The sequence below is a fragment of the Actinomadura sp. 21ATH genome (assembly GCF_041951345.1).
Lineage (GTDB): Bacteria > Actinomycetota > Actinomycetes > Streptosporangiales > Streptosporangiaceae > Spirillospora.
On sequence record NZ_JBGNUR010000001.1, the window covers coordinates 71,795 to 96,229 of the forward strand.

Annotated in this window: 20 protein-coding genes; 2 read left to right on the forward strand and 18 right to left on the reverse strand. The window is 74.9% G+C overall.

The features are described from left to right. Positions 1 to 127: 127 nt before the first annotated feature. Positions 128 to 3,103 (reverse strand): hypothetical protein, encoded by a 2,976-nt coding sequence (locus tag ACA361_RS00330; RefSeq protein ID WP_375009686.1) that lies wholly within the window; start codon positions 3,101 to 3,103, stop codon positions 128 to 130. 127 nt (positions 3,104 to 3,230) lie between these two features. Then, the gene (locus tag ACA361_RS00335) at positions 3,231 to 3,797 is read right to left on the reverse strand and encodes a DUF1707 domain-containing protein (protein ID WP_375009687.1); all 567 of its coding nucleotides are present in this window, start codon (positions 3,795 to 3,797) and stop codon (positions 3,231 to 3,233) included. A gap of 194 nt (positions 3,798 to 3,991) precedes the next feature. On the opposite strand from ACA361_RS00335, the gene ACA361_RS00340 reads away from it, so the two are divergent. Then, positions 3,992 to 4,591, forward strand: coding sequence for a Uma2 family endonuclease (locus tag ACA361_RS00340; RefSeq protein WP_375009688.1), 600 nt, complete (start codon positions 3,992 to 3,994; stop codon positions 4,589 to 4,591). On the opposite strand, the gene ACA361_RS00345 is transcribed toward ACA361_RS00340, so the two are convergent. The 14 genes from ACA361_RS00345 to ACA361_RS00410 all read right to left on the reverse strand — a co-directional run bounded on the left by ACA361_RS00345 (position 4,530) and on the right by ACA361_RS00410 (position 21,493). Next, a complete protein-coding gene (locus ACA361_RS00345) occupies positions 4,530 to 5,135 on the reverse strand; it encodes a hypothetical protein (protein ID WP_375009689.1) in 606 nt (201 codons plus the stop codon). The two genes, ACA361_RS00340 and ACA361_RS00345, sit on opposite strands and share 62 nt — an antisense overlap. Before the next feature lie 337 nt (positions 5,136 to 5,472). Continuing rightward, a complete protein-coding gene (locus ACA361_RS00350) occupies positions 5,473 to 6,480 on the reverse strand; it encodes a sugar phosphate isomerase/epimerase family protein (RefSeq protein ID WP_375009690.1) in 1,008 nt (335 codons plus the stop codon). Positions 6,481 to 6,551: 71 nt separating this feature from the next. Continuing rightward, positions 6,552 to 7,427, reverse strand: coding sequence for a sugar phosphate isomerase/epimerase family protein (locus tag ACA361_RS00355; RefSeq protein ID WP_375009691.1), 876 nt, complete (start codon positions 7,425 to 7,427; stop codon positions 6,552 to 6,554). A gap of 92 nt (positions 7,428 to 7,519) precedes the next feature. Next, positions 7,520 to 10,057 (reverse strand): PQQ-dependent sugar dehydrogenase, encoded by a 2,538-nt coding sequence (locus ACA361_RS00360; protein ID WP_375009692.1) that lies wholly within the window; start codon positions 10,055 to 10,057, stop codon positions 7,520 to 7,522. A gap of 171 nt (positions 10,058 to 10,228) precedes the next feature. Continuing rightward, positions 10,229 to 11,383, reverse strand: a complete 1,155-nt coding sequence (locus ACA361_RS00365) for a Gfo/Idh/MocA family protein (RefSeq protein WP_375009693.1) — start codon at positions 11,381 to 11,383, stop codon at positions 10,229 to 10,231. Between the two features lie 58 nt (positions 11,384 to 11,441). Then, positions 11,442 to 12,497, reverse strand: a complete 1,056-nt coding sequence (locus ACA361_RS00370; RefSeq protein ID WP_375009694.1) for an ABC transporter substrate-binding protein — start codon at positions 12,495 to 12,497, stop codon at positions 11,442 to 11,444. 77 nt (positions 12,498 to 12,574) lie between these two features. Then, positions 12,575 to 13,639 carry an ABC transporter permease gene (locus tag ACA361_RS00375; RefSeq protein ID WP_375009695.1) on the reverse strand — a complete coding sequence of 355 codons (1,065 nt, stop codon included), beginning with the start codon at positions 13,637 to 13,639 and terminating at the stop codon, positions 12,575 to 12,577. Next, positions 13,636 to 15,180, reverse strand: coding sequence for a sugar ABC transporter ATP-binding protein (locus ACA361_RS00380; protein ID WP_375009696.1), 1,545 nt, complete (start codon positions 15,178 to 15,180; stop codon positions 13,636 to 13,638). The genes ACA361_RS00375 and ACA361_RS00380 overlap by 4 nt, the downstream gene beginning before the upstream one ends. Before the next feature lie 27 nt (positions 15,181 to 15,207). Continuing rightward, positions 15,208 to 16,389, reverse strand: coding sequence for an ROK family protein (locus ACA361_RS00385; RefSeq protein WP_375009697.1), 1,182 nt, complete (start codon positions 16,387 to 16,389; stop codon positions 15,208 to 15,210). Positions 16,390 to 16,758: 369 nt separating this feature from the next. Further along, entirely contained in the window at positions 16,759 to 17,373 is a 615-nt protein-coding gene (locus tag ACA361_RS00390) for an ATP/GTP-binding protein (protein ID WP_375009698.1), read from the reverse strand. Continuing rightward, positions 17,354 to 17,779, reverse strand: a complete 426-nt coding sequence (locus ACA361_RS00395; protein ID WP_375009699.1) for a DUF742 domain-containing protein — start codon at positions 17,777 to 17,779, stop codon at positions 17,354 to 17,356. The genes ACA361_RS00390 and ACA361_RS00395 overlap by 20 nt, the downstream gene beginning before the upstream one ends. A gap of 1 nt (position 17,780) precedes the next feature. Next, positions 17,781 to 18,227, reverse strand: coding sequence for a roadblock/LC7 domain-containing protein (locus ACA361_RS00400; RefSeq protein WP_375009700.1), 447 nt, complete (start codon positions 18,225 to 18,227; stop codon positions 17,781 to 17,783). Beyond that, positions 18,224 to 20,926, reverse strand: a complete 2,703-nt coding sequence (locus ACA361_RS00405) for a nitrate- and nitrite sensing domain-containing protein (RefSeq protein ID WP_375009701.1) — start codon at positions 20,924 to 20,926, stop codon at positions 18,224 to 18,226. Before ACA361_RS00405 ends, ACA361_RS00400 begins: the two co-directional genes overlap by 4 nt. Positions 20,927 to 21,076: 150 nt before the next feature. Continuing rightward, positions 21,077 to 21,493, reverse strand: a complete 417-nt coding sequence (locus ACA361_RS00410; protein WP_375010867.1) for a roadblock/LC7 domain-containing protein — start codon at positions 21,491 to 21,493, stop codon at positions 21,077 to 21,079. A 356-nt stretch (positions 21,494 to 21,849) separates the two neighbouring features. On the opposite strand from ACA361_RS00410, the gene ACA361_RS00415 reads away from it, so the two are divergent. Then, complete coding sequence (locus ACA361_RS00415; protein WP_375009703.1) at positions 21,850 to 22,692, forward strand: sirohydrochlorin chelatase; 843 nt, start codon at positions 21,850 to 21,852, stop codon at positions 22,690 to 22,692. A 142-nt stretch (positions 22,693 to 22,834) separates the two neighbouring features. Here ACA361_RS00415 and ACA361_RS00420 read toward each other — a convergent pair whose 3' ends face one another. Further along, entirely contained in the window at positions 22,835 to 23,569 is a 735-nt protein-coding gene (locus ACA361_RS00420) for a tyrosine-protein phosphatase (protein WP_375009704.1), read from the reverse strand. A 70-nt stretch (positions 23,570 to 23,639) separates the two neighbouring features. Continuing rightward, positions 23,640 to 24,434, reverse strand: coding sequence for an enoyl-CoA hydratase/isomerase family protein (locus ACA361_RS00425; RefSeq protein WP_375009705.1), 795 nt, complete (start codon positions 24,432 to 24,434; stop codon positions 23,640 to 23,642). Position 24,435: the final 1 nt, after the last annotated feature.

The window sequence follows — 24,435 nt, forward strand, 5'->3', positions numbered from 1 at the left end:
TTGTGGTCACGGCGGGAACTGCTCGTGCGCGAAAGGCTGCTCCTGCGGCTGCAACGGGTGATTCCGGCGAAGGCGAGTCCGGCCGGCGGGAGACCGCCGGCCGGTGGCCTGCCAGGGGCCCGCCCGTTCAGGGGGCGGGAGTGCGCCACAGCATCGGGACGTCGCCCCGGTGGCCGGTGCTGACGCCCGCGCCCACGACATCGTTCCCGGCCGGGGCGAGCGCCGTCAGGCGCTGGTCCCCGGGCCCGTCCAGGCCCGTGCCCGCCGCCGCCACGCGGCGCCAGGCGGCGCCGTCCGGGGACGCCCACAGCACGACGTCCTGACGGCCCGCCGCGCCGTCGGCGCCCGCGATCAGGAAGCCCTTCGCGGTCGCGGTCGCGGCGGTGAGCGCCGCCGTGGCGGTCCCGCCGGGCAGGGCCGCGGGCCGCCAGGTGCGGCCACCGTCGGCCGAGTGCGCGGCGAAGGCCCGCGCCGCGGCCGGTGCGCCGGGCGCGGCGGCGGCACGGCCCGTGCCGAGCGCCACCAGCGCGCCGCCGCGCGCCACGACCCGGGTGAACGCGCCGGACGCGACCCCGGCCGGGAGGGCCGGCGGCGCGGCGGCCGTCCACTTCTGCCCGTCGGGCGAGGTCCACACGGCGGGCAGTTCGCCGGGCGGCGGGCCGCCCTTCGCGGGGCGGGCGGCCTGCCGTCCGCCGACCGCCACGTACGCCGTGCCGGTCGAGGCCACGTCGCGCATCGCGGCCGGGCCGGCGAGGTCGCCGCGGCCCGCGCCCGCGCCGCGCCTCCAGCGCGCGAGGTCGGCGGACCGCCAGGCCGCGGGCACGTTCCCGGCCTGGCCGACGACGACGTAGCCGCCGGGGCCGGCCGCGGCGCCCGAGGTGGCCCGGCCGCCCGGCACGCCCGTACGGCGCCAGATCCGCCCGTCCTGGGACGCCGTCACCAGCGGGGCGGGCGTACCGTTCGGCGCGGCGGCGCGGCCGACGGCGAGCCAGCCGCGCGGGCCGTGGGCGACGGCGGTCAGCCGCGCCCCCGGCGCGGGCGCCGGCCCGCGGGTCCACGTGCCGGCCGCGCCCAGGTGCCAGGCGGCCGCGGCGCCGCCGGTGCTGCCGACCGCCATCGCCGTGCCGGCCGCGCCGGGGGCGAGGGCGGTGACCGCGCGCTCGGGCCGGACCGCGCCGGGGATCCGCGCGAGGTCCACGGGCGCGGCGGGGCCGCCCGCCGGTCCCGCGACGGCGAGGAGGCCGTCCTGGCCGCGCTGCCCGCCGGCCACGGCGGTTCCCCCGGCGGCGACGGCCAGCCCGCTCAGGGCCGCGCCGGGCACGGACCCGCCGGGCCGCCACGCGCGGCCGTCCGCGCTGTGCAGCACGGTGGCCGCCGGGCCCTTGCCCCGGACGATCGCCGCGAGCCCGGCGGGGGTCCCGGCGAGCCGCTCGACCCGGGCGTACCCCGGCGCGCCGAGCCGTCCGGCGGGCGCCCACGCGGCGCCGTCCCGGGAGCCGAAGACCACGCCGTACCGCGTCGTCCTGCGCTTCTTCTTCTTGCCCGTCGTCGTCCTGCCCTCGCGCACGGCGTGGAAGCCGCCCGGCCCGGCGGCCAGGCTCCGGACGGGGCCGTACGAGCCCTGCGCGTGCGGGACGGTCACCGGCGCCCAGGTGCGGCCGCCGTCCGCCGAGCGCCACAGGCCCTCGCCGCGCACGGTCGTGGTGACCTTCCGGGTGCCCTTCTTCTTGCCCTTGCGCTTGACGTTCTTCGTGACGGTACGGGCGTACGTCCCGTGCGCCACCAGCGTGTCACCGGACGCGGCCAGCAGGCCGAGGCCGGCGACGCCGAGCGGGGCGAGGTCGGGGCCCCGCCGCCACACCCTGCCCTCGGCCGACGTCCACACCACGCCGCGGGTGTCGCCGGCGAACTTCCCGCTCGGGGAGGTGACACCGGCAGCGACGAAGCCGCCGCTCGTGCGGGCGAGCGCGTTCACCCGGTCGTTCGGCGTGAACGGCAGGCCGGTGCCGGGCTCGCGGGTCCACTCCCCGGCGTCCACGCTCGTCCACAGGGCGGCCTCGCCGGGCACGGCGGTCTGCCCGATCGCGGCCCACGCGCCGGCGCCGCCGGCGAGCAGCCGGGGCCGGGCGCCCGGCGCGGGCTCGGCGCCGTCCGGCGCCCGCACCGCCGCGAGCCGCCAGGACCGGCCGGCGTCCTGGGAGACGAGGAACTCGGCGCGGTCCCGGCCCGGCGTCCCGTCGCCCGCGGTCTCGGTCCCGGTGGCCACGACCGTGGAGCCGGCCGCCGCCACGGCGGCGACGTTCTGGACGAGCCCGTCGGTACGGGCCGCGGGGTCGAGCGTGAACGCGCCCTCCGCGGGCTTCGCCGCCGCGACCTCCGATCGCGGCGCGGCGGCCCCCTCGTTCGCGGACACGGCGTACGCCCCGGCGGCGACGGCGACCGCCCCGCAGGCGGCGACCGCCACGACCGCGTGCCTGGGCCGCCGCAGCCCCCCGCCGGGCCGCCGGCCCGTGGCGGCGGCGTCACCGGCGGCCGACGCGGTCTCAGGGGCGGATGCCGGGCGGGCCGCGCCCTTCACAGCGCCCGCGGCGCTCATGGCGCCTGCGGGCTTCACAGCGCCCGCGGGCTTCACGGCATCCGCAGCCTTGGGGGCGTCCGCGGGCTTTCCAGCCTCCGCGGCGCCCGCGGCTTTCACGGCGCCCGCCGCCTTCACAGCGTCCGCGGCGCCTGCGGGCTTCATGGCATCCGTGGCCTTCGGGGCCTCCGTGGGCTTCCCAGCGTCCGCGGGCTTCTTGGCGTCCGCAGGCTTCTTGGTCGCCTTGGCGCTCGCCGTTTCGGGGGTGCGCGCCGGGCGCTCGGGGGCGCCTTCGGAGGGGGGCCAGGGGACGCCTGCCTGCTGCCAGGCGTTCTGGGCGCGCTGCCACGGGGACGGGGGCCTCTTCCCGCGCCTGCCCTGCGGGCGGGCGGGCTCCTCGCCGAGCGCCTCGGGGGTCCCGAACGTCAGCCGGCGGCGGATCCGCCGGGACGCGAGCGGGCCGGTGAGCTCGTCCCCGTCCTCCGTCGCCGGCGGGGCGCCGTCCTGCTCGGGGGTCCTTGCGGTCACGAACGCTCCTTCACCGACCGGCATGCCGTCTCGCGGATGACACACCATCAAACCGCGCTGAAACCACCGCTGTGCGGACATCGGCGCGATCTGTGCTGGAAATGGGTGCGGGAGCGTTTATATCGCCTCAGGACAGGCGAAGATGATCTATTACCTCGATCGGTCCTTTATAGGCGATCCCCTGCACGTGCACCACCGGTGCCGAGGGGGACGGCGCGCCACGGACCTCCGTGGAGACGCCCATGCCGCCGGCCTCCACCCGGACGCCCGGCGGCACGATGATCCGCACCGGCGACTTGTACGACACCACCCGGACGGTCGTGACGCGCGCGGACAGCTCGGCCTCGCGCAGGTCCAGCTCGCAGCCGCCCTTGTAGAGGACGGCCGTGTAGCGCTCGGGGAGCCGCCAGCGGCCGCCCCTGCGAAGCCTGCTCTTGTACGCCATCTGGAACCGCCCGGACGGTTCCGGGGCGGCCGCCTCCGGCCGTACGGCGGGCTCCTCGCGGGCGGGCAGTTCGGCGGCCAGGCGGCCGAGCTCGGCGGTCGTGCCGGCCGCCAGGACCAGGTCGATGCGCTCGTCGAGCTCGCGGTCGTCCAGCAGCCCTTCGGCGTACGCGGTGTGCAGCCGGACGAGGACCTGGTCGCGGTCGCGCTCGGAGGCTCGCGGGGCGGGGCCGGTCCGCTCTGTCATCATCACGTCCTCCTTCGAGGGGGTCGCCCCCGAGCCTGGAGCCTGCCGCGACTGGAAGGTCAAGTCGCGATGTATCTTAACCCGCTTCTCCTCCCTTTTGGAGAGAAGGCAGACGAAACGCCCCACCCGGCCACACCGTGCCGGGCGCGGCGGTCCAGTAGATTCGGACGGCAAGATCATCGGCGAGGGGGACGCCAATGGGTGCGGTGGCTGGGCACGCGCACGGCCCGTACACGCTCTACGATCTCGACGCGCTGCCCGACGACGGCCTGCGGTACGAGCTGGCCGACGGGTGGCTGACCGAGCTGCCCGGCGACCTGTGGCACGACCACGCCGCCGAGCGGCTGCGCGGCCTCCTGCGCGACGCCGCCGCCCGGGCCGGCGCCGACGTGCACGTCGGCGGGCCGCCCCGGGACGTCGGCACCGCCGCCGGGATCCGCCGCCCGGACGCGTTCGCGGTGGGCCGGGACGTGGCGCGCGCCGCGCTGGAGAGCCAGGCCCGCACCTACTACGGGCCCGACCTGCTGCTCGTCGCCGAGGTCGTCACGCCCCGCACCGGCAGCGAGCGGACCGACCGGGTGCGGAAGGTCGCCGAGTACGCGGCGACCGGCATCCCCCACTACTGGATCGTCGACCTGGAGCCCCGGGCCGCCGTGACGCTGCTGGAGCTGAGCCGGCCCGGGGCGGCGGACGCGCACTACCGCGTCCGCCGCAGGGTCCGGGCCGGGGAGGACCTCACGGCCGAGCGGCCGTTCCCGATCCGGTTCGATCCGGCGCGGCTTTCGGAGATGGAGTAGGCCCCGCCGGAGTACGCCCCGCTGGCAGGAGGCCGCGGCGGCGCAGGTAGTACGCGACCGTCACGATCGCCAGCAGCGGCCCCCAGGCGAGCGCCGGCAGGTAGCACAGCAGCATGATCCAGCGGGCGGCGCCCTGCGGCGCCTCCGGGTGGCCGAACGACTCGGGATCGTTCCAGCTCCCCGCGATCGGCATGCAGATGGCCATCACCGCGACCGCGCCCAGCGCCGCGACGCTCACCGCGCCGAGCGTCGGCACCGTGCGCCCGCCGATGACGGGCATCCAGCGCGGGAACACCTCGCCCCACGGCCGGACGAGCCCGAGCGTCAGCAGCGCGGCCCCCTCCGCCAGCAGGCTGAGCAGGATCACGTACGGCGTGAGCACCGGATCGGGCGCGTGGTAGAGGTCGGCCATCTCGCCGGAGAAGCCCACCGGCACGCCGAGGCCGAGGGCGAGCCGCCAGATGCCGGACGGCAGCACGGTCAGCGGGACCGCGCGGGCCGTCCAGTCGATCCAGCGCGGTGCGGGAAGCGTTGTCGTGTTCATGCCGCAATGCTGGCCGTGCCGCCACTTCCGCCACTTCCCTCGCGGGTTCCGATCCGCTCCCCCGGCAGGGGGAGGCGGGCGGTCCGGGGAGCGCGGCGGAAGGCCCCCGCGTCGCGGCGGCGATCACGACCCGCCCCGGCCGGCGGGCCGCCGCATCCCCCGATCCGGCCGGCCCGCCGCACAAGACGGCACGGCCCTGAACGCGGTGGCGGATTCCGCGGCGAACCCCGCGAACCCCGCGGACACCGGCACCGCGGCCCGAGGACCGTGCCCGACACACCCTGCCGTGCGCCGATCAACAGCCGATCAACGTCCGATCAACGGCCCCGGGGCCGCGTCAGTCGCTGGAGAACGCCGCGTCGAAGGACGCGTCCGGCAGCTCGATCGTGGCCAGCTCCCGGATGAACTCCAGCGACTCCGGCGCGCCGCGCAGCCGGTCCATGCCCGCGTCCTCCCACTCGATCGAGATCGGCCCGGCGTAGCCGATCGCGTTCAGCGCCCGGAAGCAGTCCTCCCACGGGACGTCGCCGCGCCCGGTGGAGATGAAGTCCCAGCCGCGCCGCATGTCGGCCCACGGCAGGTGCGACGACAGCCGGCCGCGCCGCCCGTCGCCGGTGCGGACCTTGGTGTCCTTGCAGTCGACGTGGTAGATGCGGTCCTTGAAGTCGAACAGGAAGTTCACCGGGTCGAGCTCCTGCCACACGAAGTGCGAGGGGTCCCAGTTCAGCCCGAACGCGGGCCGGAACCCGACCGCCTCCAGCGCCCGCTCCGTCGTGTAGTAGTCGTACGCGATCTCGCTGGGGTGCACCTCGTGCGCGAACCGCACCCCGACCTCGTCGAACACGTCCAGGATCGGGTTCCAGCGGGCGGCGAAGTCGGCGTACCCGCGCTCGATCATCGCGGGCGGCACCGGCGGGAACATCGCGACGGTGTGCCAGATCGACGAGCCGGTGAAGCCGACCACGGTCGACACGCCGAGCTTCGCCGCCGCCCGCGCGGTGTCCTTGATCTCCTCGGCGGCGCGGCGCCGCACGCCCTCGGGCTCCCCGTCGCCCCAGATGCGGGCGGGCAGGATCGCCTCGTGCCGCTCGTCGATCGGATGGTCGCAGACGGCCTGCCCGACGAGGTGGTTGGAGATCGCCCACACCTTCAGGTCGTACTTGGCGAGGGTCTCCAGCTTGCGCGGGACGTACGAGTCGTCGGCGAGGGCCTTGTCGACCTCGAAGTGGTCGCCCCAGCAGGCGATCTCCAGGCCGTCGTAGCCCCAGCCGGAGGCCAGCCGGCACACCTCCTCGAACGGCAGGTCCGCCCACTGGCCGGTGAACAGGGTGATCGGTCGTGCCATATTCGCGTCCTCCTGGTGCTCGTGCGTTGCGGGTGCGTGCGCCGCGGGTGCCGCGCCGCGGGTGCGTACGGTCAGCGGCGCGGGAACCGGACGGTGCGCAGGTACTCGAAGCCGACCCGCGCGGTCCGGAGCGGGTCGGGCTGGGTGTCGCGCTCGACGATGTACTCGGAGACCCCGGACCGGCACGCCGCGGTGAAGATCCGGCGGAAGTCGATGGTGCCGGTGCCCACGTCGGCGAACGACCCGTCGGCGGCCCGGTCCTTGACGTGCAGCTGCAGGACGCGGCGGCCGTGCTCGCGCAGCAGCGCGACCGGGTCGGCGCCGGCGGTCACCGCCCAGTACAGGTCGAGTTCCAGATGCACCAGGCGGGGGTCGGTGGCGGTGATGATGTCGAAGGGCCGCTCGCCGGTCGGCAGCCGCTCGAACTCGTGCGCGTGGTTGTGGTAGCCGAAGCGCAGCCCCGCGGCGCGCGCGGCGGCCCCGGCGGCCGTCAGCCGGTCGGCGAAGCGGCGCCACTCGTCCGCGGTGGCGAAGTTCGCCCACGGGTGCACGACGTACCGGTGGCCGAGGACGCGGGCGTCGGCGAGCGTCCGCTGCCAGCCGTCGCCGACGCTGACGTGGCCGGACGTGGCGTGCAGCCCGGCCCGGTCGAGGGCGGCGCGGAACTCGGCGGCGGTACGGCCGTGCGTCCCGGCGGCCTCGACCTTGCGGTAGCCGATCGCGGCCAGCGCCGCGAGCGTGCCGTCCAGGTCGGCGGCCAGCATGTCCCGGAGCGTGTAGAGCTGGATGCTGATCGACCCGCGCGGGATCCGCCCCCTGGAACCGTGCGCGTGGTGGCCGTGGCCCGCGTCGGCGGCGGCGGTCCCGGGGAGGGCGGCGGCGGTCCCCAGGCCGAGGGCGGTCAGCGCGGCGCCGCGCAGGACGGTCCGGCGTTCGAGGTTGTCCATCGGTCTTCCCTTCGGGGGGTGGGCCCGGCCGGGGGGGGGGGGGGGCCCGGCGGGGGCGGCGGCGCGCCGCCGCCCCGGCCGGGATGGAGGGGTCATCGCGTGGTGAAGGTGAAGTCGTCGAGGTCGAACAGGGATCCGCTCCCGCCCTTGAAGACCAGGTAGAGCGGGCCGGCCGCCGCCGGGGCGCCGCCGATGGCGCCCGTGACGTCGGCGTACGCGTCCCAGCCGCCGGTGGGGGCCACCTGCGCCGAGCCGATCAGCGTGCCGTCCGGCGCGCCGGCGCGCAGTTCGAGGGTGCCGCCGGCGCCGCCCGAGCTGACCCGCGCGGTGAACGAGGCGGCGTCGTCCAGCCGGTACGGCTCGAACATGATCCAGTCGCCGTTCTCCGCGTTCCCGACGCGCGCCGCGCCGTGCGCGCCCGCGGCCTGGACGCGGCTCACGCCGGAGCCGGTCTTGTAGTGCTCGGCCTGCCGGTTCTTCGGCTGGGTGTAGTTGATGTCGATGCCGCGGAGCGGGACCACGCCCTTTCTGCCGCCGGTGTCGGTGTACTCGGCCGCCCAGACGCCGTAGGTGTTCTCGGACGGGCCGTGGTCGCCGTCGCCGGGCGTCTGGAGGACGCCCTGGCAGCCGTACTGCTCGGCCAGCGCGTGCGAGTGCGTCGCGTGGCCGAGGAGGTAGGTCAGCTTCACCTTGGAGCAGTCGACCGGGTCGTCCTCGCGGTCGCGGACGGTGATCCGGTACGGCACCGCGGCGCCGAAGTCGACCAGCCGGCCGTGCTCGGGCAGGTCGAGCGTCACGACCGGGGCGGTGTTGCCGACGGTGACGAGCACGCTGTCGGTGGCTGTCTTGCCGCTGGCGTCGGTGACGGTGAGCGTGGCCGAGTACTGGCCGCGCTTGCCGTACACGTGCCGCGGGTTCGGCCTGGTGGAGGTGCGGCCGTCGCCGAAGTCCCAGCGGTAGCCGATCGCCGTGCCCTCCGGGTCATGCGTCCCGGCGGAGGAGAACCGCACCCTCAGCGGGCTGCGCCCGGAGGTGGGCTCGGCCGCGATCCGCACCTCGGGCCGCCGCCCGGTGGTGCTGATGTGCTCGAACCGGAACAGCCCGGCGTGGTCGTCGGTGGAGAAGTACTGCTCGCCGTACGTCAGCACGTACAGCGCGCCGTCCGGGCCGAACTCCAGGTCCATGACCTTGTAGCCGAGCGGCCACGGGAACGGCGTCACCGTCCCGGCCGAGCCGTCGGCGTTCACCGCGGCGTGCCGGATCCAGCGCCGCTCGAACTCGCCGAGGAAGACCTGCCCGTCGTACTCGGCGGGGAACTTGACCTGCGACGGGTTCGCCGCGTCGTACCGGTAGACGGGCCCGGCCATCGGCGACTCGGAGCCGGAGCAGCCCGACTCCGGGTTCATGGCGGGGTTGTCGCAGCCGCTGTAGCGGATCCACGCGGGCACCGGCTTCGGCAGCTGCGCGATGCCGGTGTTGCGCGGCGAGTCGTTGACCGGCCCGTTCTGGCAGTCGTACTTCGCGCCGACCGTGCCGGTGGCGAAGTCGTAGTCGGCGTAGGTGTCGGCGGGGGTGTTCTCGCCCGTGCAGTACGGCCAGCCGAAGTTGCCGGCGCCCGTCACCCGCGCGAACTCCACCTGCCCGGCGGGCCCGCGCGCGGGATCGTTGTCGTCGCCCTTGTCGGGCCCGTAGTCGCCGACGTACACCGCGCCCGTCGCCGGATCCACGGAGATCTTGAACGGGTTGCGGAACCCCATCGCGTAGATCTCCGGCCGGGTCCGCTCGGTGCCGGGCGGGAACAGGTTGCCGGCCGGGCTGGTGTACGTGCCGTCCTCGGCCACCTTGATCCGCAGCAGCTTGCCGCGCAGGTCGTTGGAGTTGGCCGAGGTGCGCTGCGCGTCGAACGCCGGGTTGCGGTCCGCCCGCTCGTCCAGCGGGCTGTAGCCGTCGGACTGGAACGGGTTGGAGTCGTCGCCGGTGGACAGCAGCAGGTTGCCCTGCGGGTCGAACTCGATGTCACCGCCGACATGGCAGCAGATCCCGCGGGTGGCCGGGACCTGGAGGATCTTCTGCTCGCTGGCCGTGTCCAGCTCGCCCGCGGCGGTCAGCTTGAACCGCGACAGCTGGTTGTGCCCCTCGTACGGGGCGAAGTCGGCCGCGGTCCCGGTCTCCGGCGCGTCCGTGCGGGGCGTGTCGAGCCGGGGCGCGTAGTACAGGTACACCCAGCGGTTCTCGGCGAACCCCGGATCGGCGGCCACGCCCTGGAGGCCGTCCTCGTCGTGGGTGTAGACGTTCAGCTGCGCGGCGACCTTCGTCCGGCCGTTCTGGTCGGTGAGGCGCAGCACGCCGTCGCGCGCGGTGTGCAGCACCGAGCCGTCGGGCAGCGGCTCCATGGCCATCGGCTCGCCGACCTCGTCCGGGCCCTGGGCGAGCGAGTACGGGTAGAAGTGCTCGGGCGGTGCCGCCTGCGCGGCGCCCGCGGCCGCCGGGACCGCGACGGCCGTCGCGGCGGCGGTCACCGCGGCCACCGCCACGGCGATGGCGCGGTTGATGCGATCAGCGTTCTTGACGGGGTTGACGGGATCGGCGGTATTGACGGGATTGGCTCTGGCTGGGAGCGACCTGAACACGATGGATCTCCTCCTCACCTGGGGGTGGGGCGCGAGGATCGGGGCGGTTCGGGACGGGCACCTCCTTCCGGTGATCCCACTTCGGGTGATCCCACTTCCGGTGGTCCCGGCGCGGGCCGCGCCGGGCGGACCGGGGCCCGGCGCGGTCGCCGCCGGGCCCCGTTCCGGCGTTCAGCCGTCCTCCACCGCGGTCCAGGCGCCGTTCCCGGCCGCGCTCCGCTCCACGGCGGCGAGCACCCGCTGCACCTGGAGGCCGTCGGCGAACGAGGGGGCGGGGTCGGTGCCCGCCGCGATGGCGGCCAGCAGGTCGGCGAGCTGGTGGGTGAAGGTGTGCTCGTACCCGAGCAGGTGCCCGGGCGGCCACCACGCCCCGGCGTACGGATGCTCGGGCTCGGTGACCAGGATCCGCCGGAACCCGGCGGTGGCGGCGTCCTCGGTGTGGTCGTGGAACCACAGCTCGTTCAGCGCCTCCAGGTCGAACGCCAGGCTGCCGGCCGAGCCGTTCAGCTCGATCCGCAGCGCGTTCTTGCGGCCGGCGGCGAACCGGGTGGCCTCGAACGTCGCGAGCGCCCCGCCGTCGGTCCTGGCGAGGAAGACCGCGGCGTCGTCCACGGTCACCTCGCCGGTGCCGTCGCCGCCGACCAGCGGCCGCTCCTTGACGAACGTCTCGGTGAGGCCGCTGACCCCGGTCAGCCGCTGGCCGGTGACGTGCTGGGCCACGTCGATGATGTGCGCGCCGATGTCGCCCAGCGCGCCCGACCCGGCCCGGTCCTTCTGCAGCCGCCACACCAGCGGCGCGCCGGGGTCGGCGAGCCAGTCCTGGAGGTACTGCGCCCGCACGTGGCGCAGCGTGCCGAGCCGGCCCGCGGCGACCATCTCGCGGGCCAGCGCGATCGCCGGGACCCGCCGGTAGTTGAACCCGACCATCGAGCGGATCCCCCGCTCGCGGGCCCGCTCGGCCGCGGCCACCATGGCCGCGGCCTCCTCCACGGTGTTGGCCAGCGGCTTCTCGCACAGCACGTGCTTGCCGGCGTCGAGGGCGGCGACCGCGATCTCGGCGTGGCTGTCGCCCGGCGTGCAGATGTCGATCAACTGGACGTCGTCGCGGCGCAGCAACTCCTTCCAGTCGGTCTCCACCGACGCCCAGCCCAGCTCGCGCGCCGCGGCCGCGGTGCGCTCCGCCGACCGGCCCGCCAGCGCGGCCATCACCGGGGTGAGCGGCGGGTCGAAGAACGGCCCGACGCTGCGCCACGCCTGGGAGTGGGCGCGTCCCATGAACGCGTGCCCCACCATCCCGACGCCGACCGTCGCCCTCTCGTTGGTCATTAGGTTCCCCCTCAGGAGTCGGTACGCCGCGTACTGTTCGCCGCCGGAGGCGGCGGCCTCAGGACTCGAAGCCGAGCGGCAGGTACGTGTCGACGTTGGCCTTGGTGATGGTCTCCGAGGCGAGCGTGATCGACTGCGGGACCTGCTGCTCCACCAGGTCGGCCATGCCCTTGCCCTGCGCGATCAGCCGGGCGGTCCGGACCGCCGAGCCGGCCATCGTCGGGCTGTAGGTGACGGTCGCCTCCAGCACCGACGAGCCGGCCTTGATCTCGCGCATGGCGTTGGCCGAGCCGGCCCCGCCCACCATGAAGAACTCCTTGCGGCCGGCCTGCTTGATCGCGGCCAGCACGCCCACGCCCTGGTCGTCGTCGTGGTTCCACAGCGCGTCGATCTTCTTGTGGGCCTGGAGCAGGTTGCTGGCCACCTGGTTGCCGGTCTCGACGGTGAACTTGGCGTCCTGCTTGGCCGTCACCGTGAACCCGAACGTCTTGAGCGCGTCCGCGAAGCCCTTGCTGCGCTCCTGGGTCAGCGGCAGCGTGGCGATCCCCTGGATCTCGACGATGACCGGGTTGGACACGCCCTTCTCCTTGAGGCGCCGGCCGACGTGGTGGCCGGCCGCGACGCCCATGCCGTAGTTGTCGCCGCCGATCCAGGTCCGGTACGAGAGCTTGTCGGGGAACACGCGGTCCAGGTTGACGACCGGGATCCCGGCGTCCATCGCCTTGCGGGCGACCTGGTTGAGCTGCTCGCCGTCGTTGGGCAGCAGCACCAGCGCGTTCACCTTGGCCGAGATCAGCGACTCGACGGCGGAGATCTGCTGGTTGATGTCGTTGGTCGGCTCGACCGGCTTCCACGTCACGTCCGAGTAGCGCTTGGCCTGCGCCTCGGCGTTCTTGGTGATGGCGGCGATCCAGCCGTGGTCGGCGGCGGGCGCGGAGAAGCCGATCGTGACCTTCTTGCCGGGCTTGTCGTTCTCGCCGTTGTTGCCGGCCTGCGCGGCGGGCGTCGTCTCCTCTGGCTCGTTGCCGGTGCAGGCGGCGGCGAGGCCGCCGGCCGCGACGACGCCCGCGCCGAACAGCAGGTTGCGGCGGCTGGGTCGGGTGCTCTCGGTCATTGCGTGCTCCTGGAAGGGGGGTGGGGATGCGGAACGGCGGGAGCGGGTCGAACGGCGGGTCGCGGGGCGGGGCGGGGTCAGGTGGGGCTTCTGAGTCCCCGCCGCTGCAGCAGGACGGCGGCCACGATGATCACGCCCTTGGCGATCAGCTGGTCGCTGGTCTGCAGGCCGTTGAGGATGAACAGGTTGGTGATGAGCGTGAAGACGAGCACGCCGAGGATCGACCCGATGAGCGTGCCGCGCCCCCCGGTGAGCAGCGTGCCGCCGATGATGACGGCGGCGATCGCGTCCAGCTCGTACAGGTCGCCGTGCGTGCTGGAGCCGGTGGTGGTGCGGGCCATGATGATGATCGCGGCGATGCCGCAGCACAGGCCGGACAGGCCGTACAGCGCCACGGTCTGGCGCCGGACGTTGATGCCGGCCAGCCGGGCCGCCTCGGGGTTGCCGCCGATCGCGAACGTCCGGCGGCCGAACGTGGTGCGGTTGAGCAGCACCCAGCCGGCCGCCGCCACCGCGGCGAAGATGTACACCACCAGCGGCAGGCCGAGCACCTTCGTGGTGGACAGCGCCTCGATCGCGTTGTTCTCCGGCCGGACCAACTGCGTCTTGCGGTCCGACATGCGCTGCGCGAGCCCGCGGGCGGCGACCAGCATCGCCAGCGTCGCGATGAACGGCACCAGCCGCCCGTACGCGATGAGGATCCCGTTCACGAGCCCGGCGCCGGTGCCGACGAGGATCGCGCACATCACCATCACGGCCGGCCCGTACGACTGGGTGGCCAGCGTGGTCGCCCACACCGACGCCAGCGCCATCAGCGCGCCCACCGACAGGTCGATCCCGCCACCGATGATCACGAAGGTCATCCCGACGGTGATGACGCCGATCGTGGCGGCCAGCGCGAGGATGCCGACGAGGTTCCCCGACGTGGCGAAGTTGTCGGGCTGGGTGACCACGCCGACCAGCGCCAGCAGCGCCAGCGCGGCGACCAGCCCCAGGTGCCGGATCTCCCCCGGCCCCCCGGCGGACCCGTTCGCCCGCTTCCAGGGCAGCCGGTTCCACGGCGGCCGCGGCCCGGTGCCGTCCGGCGACTTCTCGGGCGCCGGGCCGGCGGCCGCCTCGCGCCCCACTCCGGCCTCGGTCATAGGGCCCTCCCTTCCATGATCATGTTGAGTACGCGGCGCTCGTCCAGATCGCCGCCGGCGGCGCTGTGGATGACCCGGCCCTCGCGGATCACCAGCACCCGGTCGGCCAGCCCGAGCACCTCGGGGACCTCGCTGGACACCAGCAGGACCGCGACGCCCCGGCCGGCCAGCTCGCGGATCACCGCGTACAGCTCGGCGCGGGCGCCGACGTCCACGCCGCGGGTGGGCTCGTCCAGGACCAGCAGCTTCAGCCCCTCGCCGTTCCCGCCGGACGCGGCGCCGACCAGCCAGCGGGCCAGCACGACCTTCTGCTGGTTGCCGCCCGACAGCGTCGCGACCGGGCGGCGCGGATCGCCGGGGCGGATGTCCAGCGCCTTGATCTGGCCCTCGACGTCCGCGTTCTCGCGCTTGCGGTCGAGCCAGCCCAGCCGCGAGTAGCGGCCGAGCCCGGCGAGCGTGATGTTGCCCGCGACGGACTCCGACAGCAGCAGCGCCTGGCTCTTGCGCTCCTCGGGCGCCATGCCCATGCCGCGCCGCACCGCCGATCCGGTGTCGCCGGGACGGACCGGGCGGCCCTCCAGGAGCACCCGCCCGGCGGTGGGGCGGCGGGTGCCGTACACCGTCTCCAGGATCTCCGAGCGGCCCGACCCGACCAGCCCGGCCAGCCCGACGATCTCGCCCGCGCGGACGGTGAACGAGACGTCCTCGAACGACCCGTCCAGCGTCAGCCCCTCCACCCGGAGGACCTCGGGCCCCTCGCCGGTGCCGGTCCGGTCCGGGAACGCGTACTCGACGTCGCGGCCGGTCATCAGCGAGACGACCCGGGCGGTCGGGGTGTCGCGGGCGGGCAGGCCGTTGGCGACGGTGCGGCCGTCCTTGAGGACGGTGACCCGGTCGCCGATCTCGCGGATCTCCTCCAGCCGGTGCGAGATGTAGACGACCGCGACGCCCGCGGCGGTCAGCTCGCGGATGATCCGGAAGAGGTTGCTCACCTCGTCGTGCGCCAGCGCGGCGGACGGCTCGTCCATGATGATCAGGCGGGCCTCGTGCGAGAGGGCGCGGGCCATGCTCACCACCTGGCGACCCGCGGCGGGCAGCCGGCCGACCTCGCGGCGCGGCGGGATCTCGCCGTGCCCGAGCCGGCCGAGCAGCTCGGCGGCGGCCTTCTCGGCCTCCGCGCGGCGGGTGAAGCCGAGGGTGGCGCGCTCGTGGCCGAGGAAGATGTTGTCGGCGACCGAGAGCCCGTCGACGAGGTCGAGCTCCTGGTAGATGGTGGCGATCCCGGCGCGCATCGCGGCGGTGGGCCCGGCCGGCGCGAACGGCTCGCCGGCCAGGGTGATCTCGCCGCCGTCCGGGCGGTGCGCCCCGGCGAGCACCTTGATCAGGGTGGACTTGCCGGCCCCGTTCTGGCCGAGCAGGCAGTGCACCTCGCCCGCCCGCACCTCCAGGTCGACGCCGTCCAGGGCGCGGACGCCGGGGAACCGCTTGGTGATCCCGCGCATCCGCAGGAGGGGATCACCGGTGTGCTTCGCAGGGCCCACAGGGCCTCCTCTGCCGGGGGGTGGGGATCAGGCGGTGGCGAAGACGTGATCGCTGATGAGTCGGGCGCCGCCGATCACGCCGGCGGCGCCGGCGAGCTCGGACAGCACGATCGGAAGGTTGCCGGTCGCCAGCGGGAGCGACCGGCGGTAGACGACGCTGCGGATCTCGGCCAGCAGGGTGTGGCCGAGGCCCGCCACCCCGCCGGCGATGATGACCAGGCCCGGGTTGAAGAAGCTGACCAGCCCGGCGAGCACCTGCCCGACGTGGCGGCCGCCCTCGCGGATCAGCTGGACGGCGACCGGGTCGCCGGCGGCCGCCGCGTCGGCGACGTCCCGGCCGGTCACCTCGCCCGCCGCCGCCAGCCGTTCGGCCAGGTGCGCCGAGCGCCCCGAGCGCGCGGCGGCGGTGGCGTCGCGGGCCAGCGCGGCGCCGCCGAAGTACGCCTCCAGGCAGCCGGCGTTGCCGCAGGCGCACATCGGGCCGTCGTCGTCGACGCGGATGTGGCCGATGTCGCCCGCGCTGCCGGACACGCCCCGGTAGATGGCCCCGTCGACGACGATGCCGCAGCCGACACCGGTGCCGATCTTGACGAGCAGGAAGTCGTCCACCGAGCGGGCCAGCCCGGAGTGCAGCTCGCCGAGGGCCATGATGTTGACGTCGTTGTCGACCAGCACCGGGCAGCCCAGCTCCTGGCCGATCGCCTCCCGGACGGGGAAGCGGTCCCAGCCCGGCATGATCGGCGGCACCACCGGCATGCCGTCCCGGAAGCTGACCGGGCCCGGCACGCCGATCCCGGTGCCGTGCACCTGCGGGATCAGCCCCTCGTCGCGGAGCTTGCCGAGCAGGTCGAGGGCGCGGTCGAGGACGGCGGTGGCGCCGTCCCGTACCTGGCACGGCTCGCTGACGTGCCCGAGCACCTCCAGCTCGCCGTTGGTCACCGCCACGTCGATCGAGGTGGCGCCGATGTCGAAGGCCACGAACCGCAGCCGCGGCGACAGCCGCACGATGCCCGAGCGCCGCCCGCCCCGCGAGGCGGCCAGCCCGGCGCTCTCCACCAGCCCGAGCTCGGCAAGCCGGTCCAGCTCGACGGCCAGCTTCGACCGGGACAGCCGGACCACGTCGCCGAGCTCGGCCCGGGACCGCGGCCCCTCGTCGCGCAGCAGCCGCAGCAGGCGTGCCTGGTGCACGTTCTGCGGTCGAGCCGTCATGCGCATCACGCCGTCCTCTCGCGCTCACGAGCCGGTGGTGACGAGAAAAGTAACCCGCTTTCGCCACCCTGAGAAGACCTTTCCCCCAGAAAGATCAAACTTTCTCTACTGAGAGGACAAAGTCCGTCACGAAGAGGCCCCCACCGGCATCCGGTGGGGGCCTCATCCGTTCAGGAGAACACTGTCCTTAGCCAAGCCGTCAACGACCCCAGGCGTTGCGATCGCGTCCGAAGCCAGGTTCGAGCGCAAGCGAGAACCTGATCGTCGAGCGAGCCCCTGGGCGAGTCGAAACGATGCAGCGATCGCCGCAGTGCCCGCCGAAGGAGGGCCTCCAAGGCCCGACGCCAAGGGCAATGCCAATAAGAGAGCTCAGTAGGTCAGGGCTCCCGGGTCCCGCCGCCCGCTCATCGAGCGCATGATGTGCTCGACGAGGGCGATCAGGACCTGCTTGGCCGACTCGCGCTCCCGGACGTCGCAATTGATCACCGGCACGTCCGGCGACAGGTCGAGGGCGTCCCTGACCTGGTCGGCCGAGTGCCGGCCGGCGCCGTCGAACTGGTTGACGCCGATGATGAACGGGACGCCGCGGCGTTCGAAGTAGTCCACCGAGGCGAAGCAGTCGGCCAGCCGGCGGGTGTCGACGAGGACCACGGCGCCCAGGGCGCCCTTGGCCAGCTCGTCCCACATGAACCAGAACCGGTCCTGGCCCGGGGTCCCGAAGACGAACAGCACCAGGCCGTTCGGCAGCGTGATGCGGCCGAAGTCCATGGCGACCGTCGTGGTCGTCTTCTGCGACACCGCGGTGGTGTCGTCGATCCCGATGCTCTTCTCGGTGAGCGCCTCCTCGGTGCGCAGCGGTCGGATCTCGCTGACCGCGCTCACCAGCGTCGACTTGCCGACACCGAAGCCACCGGCAACGAGGATCTTGACGGTCAGCGCGGATTCGCCGGCCGTGGCGGCCGGGTCAGAGCGCACGGATTCCATCGATCACTTCCTTGAGTACGCGCTCGCTCGGGAACTGCGCCACCGGCGCGGGGCGCCGTACGCTGACGAGCGAGTGGTCGAGAAGGTCGCCGAGCAGCACCCGGACGACGCCCAGGGCGAGTTCCAGCTCCGACGCTATCTCGACGACCGACAGCGGGGTGCGGCAAAGCTCCAAGATCATTTCATGTTCCGGCTCCCGGGCCCAGCCGTCGGGCCCCGCGTGCGCGCTCCCGGCGCCGCCGTCGCCGTCCGCCGCCGGTTCCGCGACGATCAGCGCGACGAGGTCGAGCACATCGGAGTCGTACTGCGTACGGCCCCCGGTGAGGGCGTACGGCCGCACCACGGGGCCGGCCGCGTCGTCGTACCAGCCCGCCCCGCCCTGGCCGTAGTGCCGTGATCCGGACACCTCAGGCGCCACCCGCCTCGGCCGCCGCCACCCGCGGGTCGGCCGACAGGTGCTGCCCGACCCGGGTCACCAGCATCGCCATCTCGTAGGCGATCACCCCGAGGTCGGCGTCGGCGTCGGCCAGCACGGCCAGGCAGGCGCCGCGGCCGGCCGCGGTGACGAAGAGGAACGCGTTCTCCATCTCCACGATCGTCTGCCGGACGGCGCCGCCGCCGAACTGCTCGCCGGCGCCGCGGGCCAGGCTCTGGAAGCTGGCCGCCACCGCCGACAGGTGGTCGGACTCCTCGCGGGCCAGCCCCTTCGACGCGGCGATGCGCAGCCCGTCGCTCGACAGCACCGCGGCGTTCTGCACCTGCGCCACCCGCTGCACCATGCTGTCGAGCAGCCAGTTCAGATCGCCGGCGGCTCCCGCGGCGATGTCTCCCGCTGCCTGCTGCGCTTCGGTCATGGGGTGTCGTCCTCCTCGGCTCTGGCCTGGTCGCCGGGCCCGGCCTCCGCGGGCCCGGATTCGGCCTGTCCTGATTCCCTGCGCCCGCGCTCCCAGCCGCGCTGCATCGAGGACATGATCGAGCGCATCTCCTCGGGCGCGCGCGGCCGCGGGTCCGGCCACGCCGTCTCGGGTACGGCCGGGTCCGCCGCGCCGGCCGCCCCGTCCCGGCCGGCGGGGTCCGGCGCCGCCGGCTCCCAGCCGCGCGGGTGCGTCGCCACCGGCGACGCGTGCGGGCCCGTATCGCCGGGCACGGGCCGCCCCTCGGCGGCCAGGTCCGCGTCCACGCGCTCCTTCAGCTGGGGCGCCAGGTGGGTCTGCCGCCTGCGCCGCGGCAGCTCGCCGTCGGCCAGTGGCGGGGCCGGTTCCGCGGCCCGCGGCTCCGGCGGTGGCGGTGGCTGGGGCGCCGGTACGGGCGGCTCGCCCGCCGGGGGCGCCGGGCGGCGGTGCGCGCCGGACCGGGAGTCGCCGGCGTCGCCGCGGCGCCGCGGCAGCTCGCTGAGGCCGCCCTGGCGGGCGGGGCGCTCCTGCTCGGGCGCGGGCGCGGGCCGGGGGCCGGGGGCCGGCTCGGCCACCAGCCGGACGGGACCGGTGCCCGCCGCGGCCCGGCCGTTCCCGGCCGCGCCGACCCCGGCGGGCTGCCCCACGGCGGCCATCGCGCCGGTGGGGCGGCGGCCGACCTGGTCGGGCTCGGGCGTCTCGACGATCAGCGCGGCGGGGATGAGCGCGATGGCGGTCGTGCCGCCGTACGGTGACTGCCGCAGCGTGACCGAGATGCCGTGCCGGCGGGCCAGCCGCGCGACCACGAACAGGCCCAGCCGGGCGCTGTCGGACGGGTCGAACTCCGGCGGGTCGGCCAGCCGCTCGTTGGCGGCGCGCAGGTCCTGGTCGGTCATCCCGAGGCCGCGGTCCTCGACCTCGACGACGAAGCCGTTGGCCACCGCGTGGCCGCTGACCCGCACCGGCGACTGCGGCGGCGAGAACGTGGTCGCGTTCTCCACGATCTCGGCGAGCAGGTGGATGGTGTCGGCGACCGCGGTGCCCTGGAGGGCGAGCCGGGGCAGCGGCTGGACCCGGACCCGCGGGTAGTCCTCGACCTCGGCGACCGCGCCGCGGACGACGTCGACCATCGGCACCGGCCGGCGCCAGCCGCGCCCGGCGGACTTGCCGGCCAGGATGACCAGGCCCTCGGCGTGCCGCCGCATGCGGGTGGCCAGGTGGTCGAGGCGGAACAGGTCCGACAGCTCGGCCGGGTCCTCGGTGCGGCGCTCCATGGTGTCCAGCAGGCTGAGCTGGCGGTGCAGCAGCGCCTGGTTGCGGCGGGCGAGGTTGACGAACACCTCGCTGATGCCGCCGCGGATCGCCATCTCGCGGGCGGCGCCGGTGAGCACGGCCTCGCGGGCCCGGACGAACGACTCGGAGATCTGCCGGATCTCGCGGATCCGGTACTCGCGGTCCGGGACGTTCGCGGCCTCGTCGACCCGGCCGCCCTCCCGCACCGTGTCGGCCAGCGCGGGCAGCGCCCGCTGGGTGAAGTCGACCACGCCGCGGGCCAGCGTGCGGCACTCGTCCAGGAGCCGCCGCGACACCCGCACCGCGACCAGCACCGACACCACGATCGCGACCAGGCCGAGGCCGCCGGCGATGCCCAGCCGCCGCACCACGCCGAACGCGATGCCCTCGGCGCGGCCGGTGAGGTCGTCCAGGGCGGCGTTCTCGAACTCGAACAGCCGGCTGGTCACGGTGTCGACGCTCGCGCGCCAGTCGGCGGTCCCGACGTACGGGGTACGGGCCGTACGGCCGGCGGCCCCGCCCGCCGCGTCCTGCTCCTGCCCCGCCCGCCGGTCGCCGGGCTCGGCGCCGCGGATGAGCTGGTCCTCCAGCCGGCGCAGGTGGGCGTGCTCGGGGGTGGCCTCCAGCCGCCTGAGCCGGTCGCGCTGCTCGGCGTGCAGGCCGGGGGCGTTGTCGGCGTACAGGTACCGCTGGGCTCCGGCCAGCTGGGCGAACTGCGCGCGCTCGGCGGCGGTGAACCGGCCGCCCGGCGCGGCGCCGGTGAAAAGCGCGTCCTCGCGGGCCAGGAACTCCCGCGCCCGCCCCAGGGCGATCAGCGTCCGGCCCTCGCCGGCGATCTTCGCGTCCGCCGGGGCGACCGCGGCGTAGATCGCGAACGCGGAGTCGATCAGGCCGGAGTACTCGGCCAGGATCCCGCCCCGGTCGGCGGCCCGGCCGTCCACGGCGCGCCGGGCCAGGTCCAGCGAGCCGAGCCGGGTCACGAACGCGTCGATCCGCTGCCGGACCGGCGGGTCGATGGCCCCCCGCAGCCGCTTGTCCTTGCTGTGCCGGCGGACGAGGTCGCGCGCCTCGTCGGTGGCCTTCCGCTGCGCGGCCAGGGCCGTGCCGTCGGCGTCGGGGGCACCGCCGACGCGGCCCATCGACAGCCGGCGCTCCTTCTGCAGCGCGGCGATCAGGGCCTGGGTGGGCAGCAGAGACTTCTCCTGGAACTGGTTGCTCTGCTGGAGCTGCCGGGCGTCGCCATAGGTGATGTCGGTGGCGAACGCCCAGAGGCCGGCGAGAGAGATGAGCGGCACGAGGATCAGCAGGATGATCCTCGTCCGGATCGAGGAGAAGCGCCGGGACATCACCGCTGGTGAACCCTGCACCCGTCCGATGCGCTGAACTGCCGGAGGCGCGACATGCGGGAGAAACCTCTCGATTTATAGGTTAAAGGGGGGACTGCCGGAGCCTACTACGCCACCCGGAACGGGCCCACTCACGCGGCGGAACGGGCCCACGGCCGGTGCGGCGGATGATCAGGCGCCGTCGAATCCCGTGCCGGCGAACCGGGGGCTGGCCTGCAGATGCTGGCCGACCCGCTTGACCAGCACGGCCATCTCGTAGGCGATCAGTCCGGCATCGGCGTCGGCCGTCGCGAGGACGGCCAGGCAGGTGCCGTTCCCGGCCGCGGTCACGAACAGCAGCATGGAGTCCATCTCGATGATGGTCTGCCGGACGTTGCCGCCGCCGAAGTGCCGCCCGGCGCCGCGCGCCAGGCTCTGCACGCCCGCCGCCAGCGCGGACAGGTGCTCGGCGTCCTCGCGGCCCAGCTCCTGGGACGCCGCGACGGCCAGCCCGTCGCGCGACAGGATCACCGCCTGCCGGACCATCGGGACCCGCCCGGCGAAGTCGTTGAGCAGCCAGTTCAGTTCACCGGTCGCGGTGTTGTGCATCATCGCGCTTCCTCGTTCACACTCGTCAACACGGTCAAGTCAACACGGTCCCGGCACCGGGACGCGATCACGGCCCGCACCCGGTCCGGTGACGGGAGTGATGACATCATCGAACCCAGCATCGCCTCCTGGGGCAACATTCGCAGCCAGAATGCCACTTTCAGGAGCATCCTGGTCGTTCCGGGGCATCGTCCCATTGAGTGGAACCTGCCCGATCAGCGCCCCCGCAATTCTCAACGAATCCGGACAAACGCCTCGCTCGGCGACCCCTCGGCGATGTGTCGATCACGACTCGTTACGGGAACAAAGGGCCGGAGAATCACCGATGTGCCCGTTACGGCGTTACGATTCCCGCCGTGAGTCCCGAAAGCCAGGCATCCGAGGCACTTCCGTCCCGGCGCCGCCGAACCCCGAGGGGCGGCCGGCACCGCGGCGACGAATCCTTCCTGCTGCCCCACGGCTCCCCCGTCCTCGTTCTCGCCGTTCCCGGCACCGCCCGGGGCGCCGGCGGGGTCCCCGAGGAGCTCGCCAGGCTCGTCGAGCTCGAGCACACCGGCCAGCCCACGCTGGTCGGCTACCTGGAGGGGGACGAGGGGAACCTGGGCGCGCTCCTCGCGACGCTCGACCAGCAGCGACCCGACGAACCGGGGGCGGTGGTGGTACCCCTGGTCACCGGCCCCGAACCCGAGACCGAGCAGGCGATCCGCAAGATCGTCGCCGCGGCGCCGATCCGGGCGGTGGCGGCCGAGCCCCTCGGCCCGCACCCGCTGATCGCCGAGGCGCTGCACGACCGGCTGGCCGACGCCGGGCTGGCCCGCGCCGACCGGATCCGGATGATGACGATGGTCACCGCCGCCGGCGGCGTCATCGTGGTCACCCCGGGCGACGCGTTCGCCGTCCGGCAGGCCGAGGTGAGCAGCGTGCTGCTGGCCTCCCGGCTGGCCTCGCCGGTGTTCACCGCGCGGGTGGACGACCAGGCGGGCGTCCAGGCCGCCGCCGCCCAGCTGCGCGGCTCCGGCGTCCAGCGGCTCGCGGTGGCGCCGCAGCTGATCGGCTTCGAGCCGGACGCGCGGTACATCGCCGCCGCGGCCGAGGCGGCGGGCGCCGAGCACGCCGGCCCGCTGGGCGCGCACACCGCGCTGGCCCGGCTGGCCGCCCTCCGCTACGCCGAGGCCCTCTCGGCCGCCCTCTCGGGCTGAGACGTCCCCGCGCCGGGCCCACCCGACCGGGCCCGCGCGGGGCCGGCCAGGGCCGCCGCGGCCCGGACCGGCGGCACGCGCCGCCGCCGGAACGCCGCGCGCCCGGAAACGCCGCGCGCCCCGGAACACGGCAGGCCGGGGATCAGGGCGCCACGGGCTCCACGAGGGCCGCGCGCAGGCGGACGGCGACGTCCTCGGGGGCTCCCAGGGAGCCGAGCAGGCCGGCCATGCCGCCGTGCCGGGCCCGCAGGTCGGCGATCAGCTCGCCCATCGTCGCGGCGTCGGCGGTCATCACGTCGCGCGGAACGTACGCCGCGGTCCGCTCGTACGCGGGGTTGCCCGCCAGCCGGGCCTCGATCCTGGCCAGGTTGCGGCCGGTCATGGCGTAGTCGGCGATCACGTCCTCGTCGGCCACCCCGATCGCGCCCAGCACCACCGCGCTGAGCATGCCGGTGCGGTCCTTGCCCGCCGCGCAGTGGAACACCGCGGCGCCCCGCGCGGCCGCGATCGCGCCCGCGGCGTCCACCAGGGCGGTCCCGGAGCTCTCCATGATCCGCGCGTACCGCCGGGCGAGGCTCAGCGACGTGTCGGCCATGATCTCGGCGTTGTGCCGGTCGATGACGGGCGCCTCGACGATCTCGGCGATCCCGGCCAGCGGGTGCGGGCCGCCGCCGTCGTGCCGGCGCTCGAAGTCCGAGCGCAGGTCGATCACCGTGGCCAGCCCGATCTCGCGCAGCGCCGCCACGTCGGCGGCGGTCAGCTCGTGCAGCGCGTCGCTGCGGAACAGCCGCCGCCACCGCACCCGGCCGCCCTCGGCGCCGTACCCGCCGAGGTCGCGGAAGTTCACGCAGCCTTCGAGGACGATCTCACGCTGCACCCTGGACCCTCTTTCGTCGACTCGCGGCGCGCCGCCGCGCGGGCGGCACGCCGCAAGTCAACAGGACGGGCTAGCGGTTCCTGAACTCGGGGGCGCGCTTCTCCATCGTCGCGGCCATCCCCTCGGCGAGGTCCTCGGTGAAGAACGCCATCGTCTGGATCCCGGTCTCGGCCGCCAGCTGGCGGCGCAGGCCCGGGGCGTCCAGGGAGGCGTTGAGGAGCTCCTTGGTGCGCCGCAGCCCGTACGGGGACTTGGCGAGCAGCTCCCCGGCGAGCGCCAGCGCGCCCTCCAGGTCCTTGCCCTCCTCCGCGACCTCGGTGACGAGCCCGAGGCCGCGCGCGGCGTCCAGGTCGAGCCGCTGCGCCCGGTAGAAGATCTCGGCCGCGCGGGCCGTCCCCACCAGCCGCGGCAGCAGCCAGGACAGCCCGCAGTCGCCCGCCGACAGCCCCAGGTTCGTGAACGGCACCACGAACCGGGTGGTCGGGTCGGCCACCCGCAGATCGCAGGCCAGCGCCCAGGAGACCCCCATGCCGGCGACCGGGCCGTGCAGCGCGGCGATGACCGGCTGCGGGATCTCCCGCAGCCGGGCGGTCACCTCGCCGCCGCGGGCGATGCCGTGGTAGAGCCGCTGGACCCGGCCCTCGCCGCCGTCGCCCTCGCCGCCGCCCTGGAGGTCCATGCCCGAGCAGAAGCCGCGGCCCTCGCCGGTGAGGACGACCACCTGGGTCGAGGAGTCGCGCATCAGCTCGTTCAGGACGTCGAGCATCTCCTCGGTCAGCGCGCCCGTGACGGCGTTGAGCCGCTCCGGGCGGGCCAGGGTGATGACGAGCACCCCGTCCCGCCGGTCGATCCGGAGATCGCCCACG

Excerpts from the sequence above, each read along its gene's own strand:
- ACA361_RS00340 (WP_375009688.1), top strand. The coding sequence starts at position 3,992 with ATGGGTGCGGTGGCTGGGCACGCGCACGGCCCGTACACGCTCTACGAT.
- ACA361_RS00385 (WP_375009697.1), bottom strand. The coding sequence starts at position 16,389 with ATGACGGCTCGACCGCAGAACGTGCACCAGGCACGCCTGCTGCGGCTG.
- ACA361_RS00345 (WP_375009689.1), bottom strand. The coding sequence starts at position 5,135 with ATGAACACGACAACGCTTCCCGCACCGCGCTGGATCGACTGGACGGCC.
- ACA361_RS00350 (WP_375009690.1), bottom strand. The coding sequence starts at position 6,480 with ATGGCACGACCGATCACCCTGTTCACCGGCCAGTGGGCGGACCTGCCG.
- ACA361_RS00335 (WP_375009687.1), bottom strand. The coding sequence starts at position 3,797 with ATGATGACAGAGCGGACCGGCCCCGCCCCGCGAGCCTCCGAGCGCGAC.
- ACA361_RS00375 (WP_375009695.1), bottom strand. The coding sequence starts at position 13,639 with ATGACCGAGGCCGGAGTGGGGCGCGAGGCGGCCGCCGGCCCGGCGCCC.
- ACA361_RS00370 (WP_375009694.1), bottom strand. The coding sequence starts at position 12,497 with ATGACCGAGAGCACCCGACCCAGCCGCCGCAACCTGCTGTTCGGCGCG.
- ACA361_RS00400 (WP_375009700.1), bottom strand. The coding sequence starts at position 18,227 with ATGACCGAAGCGCAGCAGGCAGCGGGAGACATCGCCGCGGGAGCCGCC.
- ACA361_RS00365 (WP_375009693.1), bottom strand. The coding sequence starts at position 11,383 with ATGACCAACGAGAGGGCGACGGTCGGCGTCGGGATGGTGGGGCACGCG.
- ACA361_RS00390 (WP_375009698.1), bottom strand. The coding sequence starts at position 17,373 with ATGGAATCCGTGCGCTCTGACCCGGCCGCCACGGCCGGCGAATCCGCG.
- ACA361_RS00355 (WP_375009691.1), bottom strand. The coding sequence starts at position 7,427 with ATGGACAACCTCGAACGCCGGACCGTCCTGCGCGGCGCCGCGCTGACC.
- ACA361_RS00410 (WP_375010867.1), bottom strand. The coding sequence starts at position 21,493 with ATGCACAACACCGCGACCGGTGAACTGAACTGGCTGCTCAACGACTTC.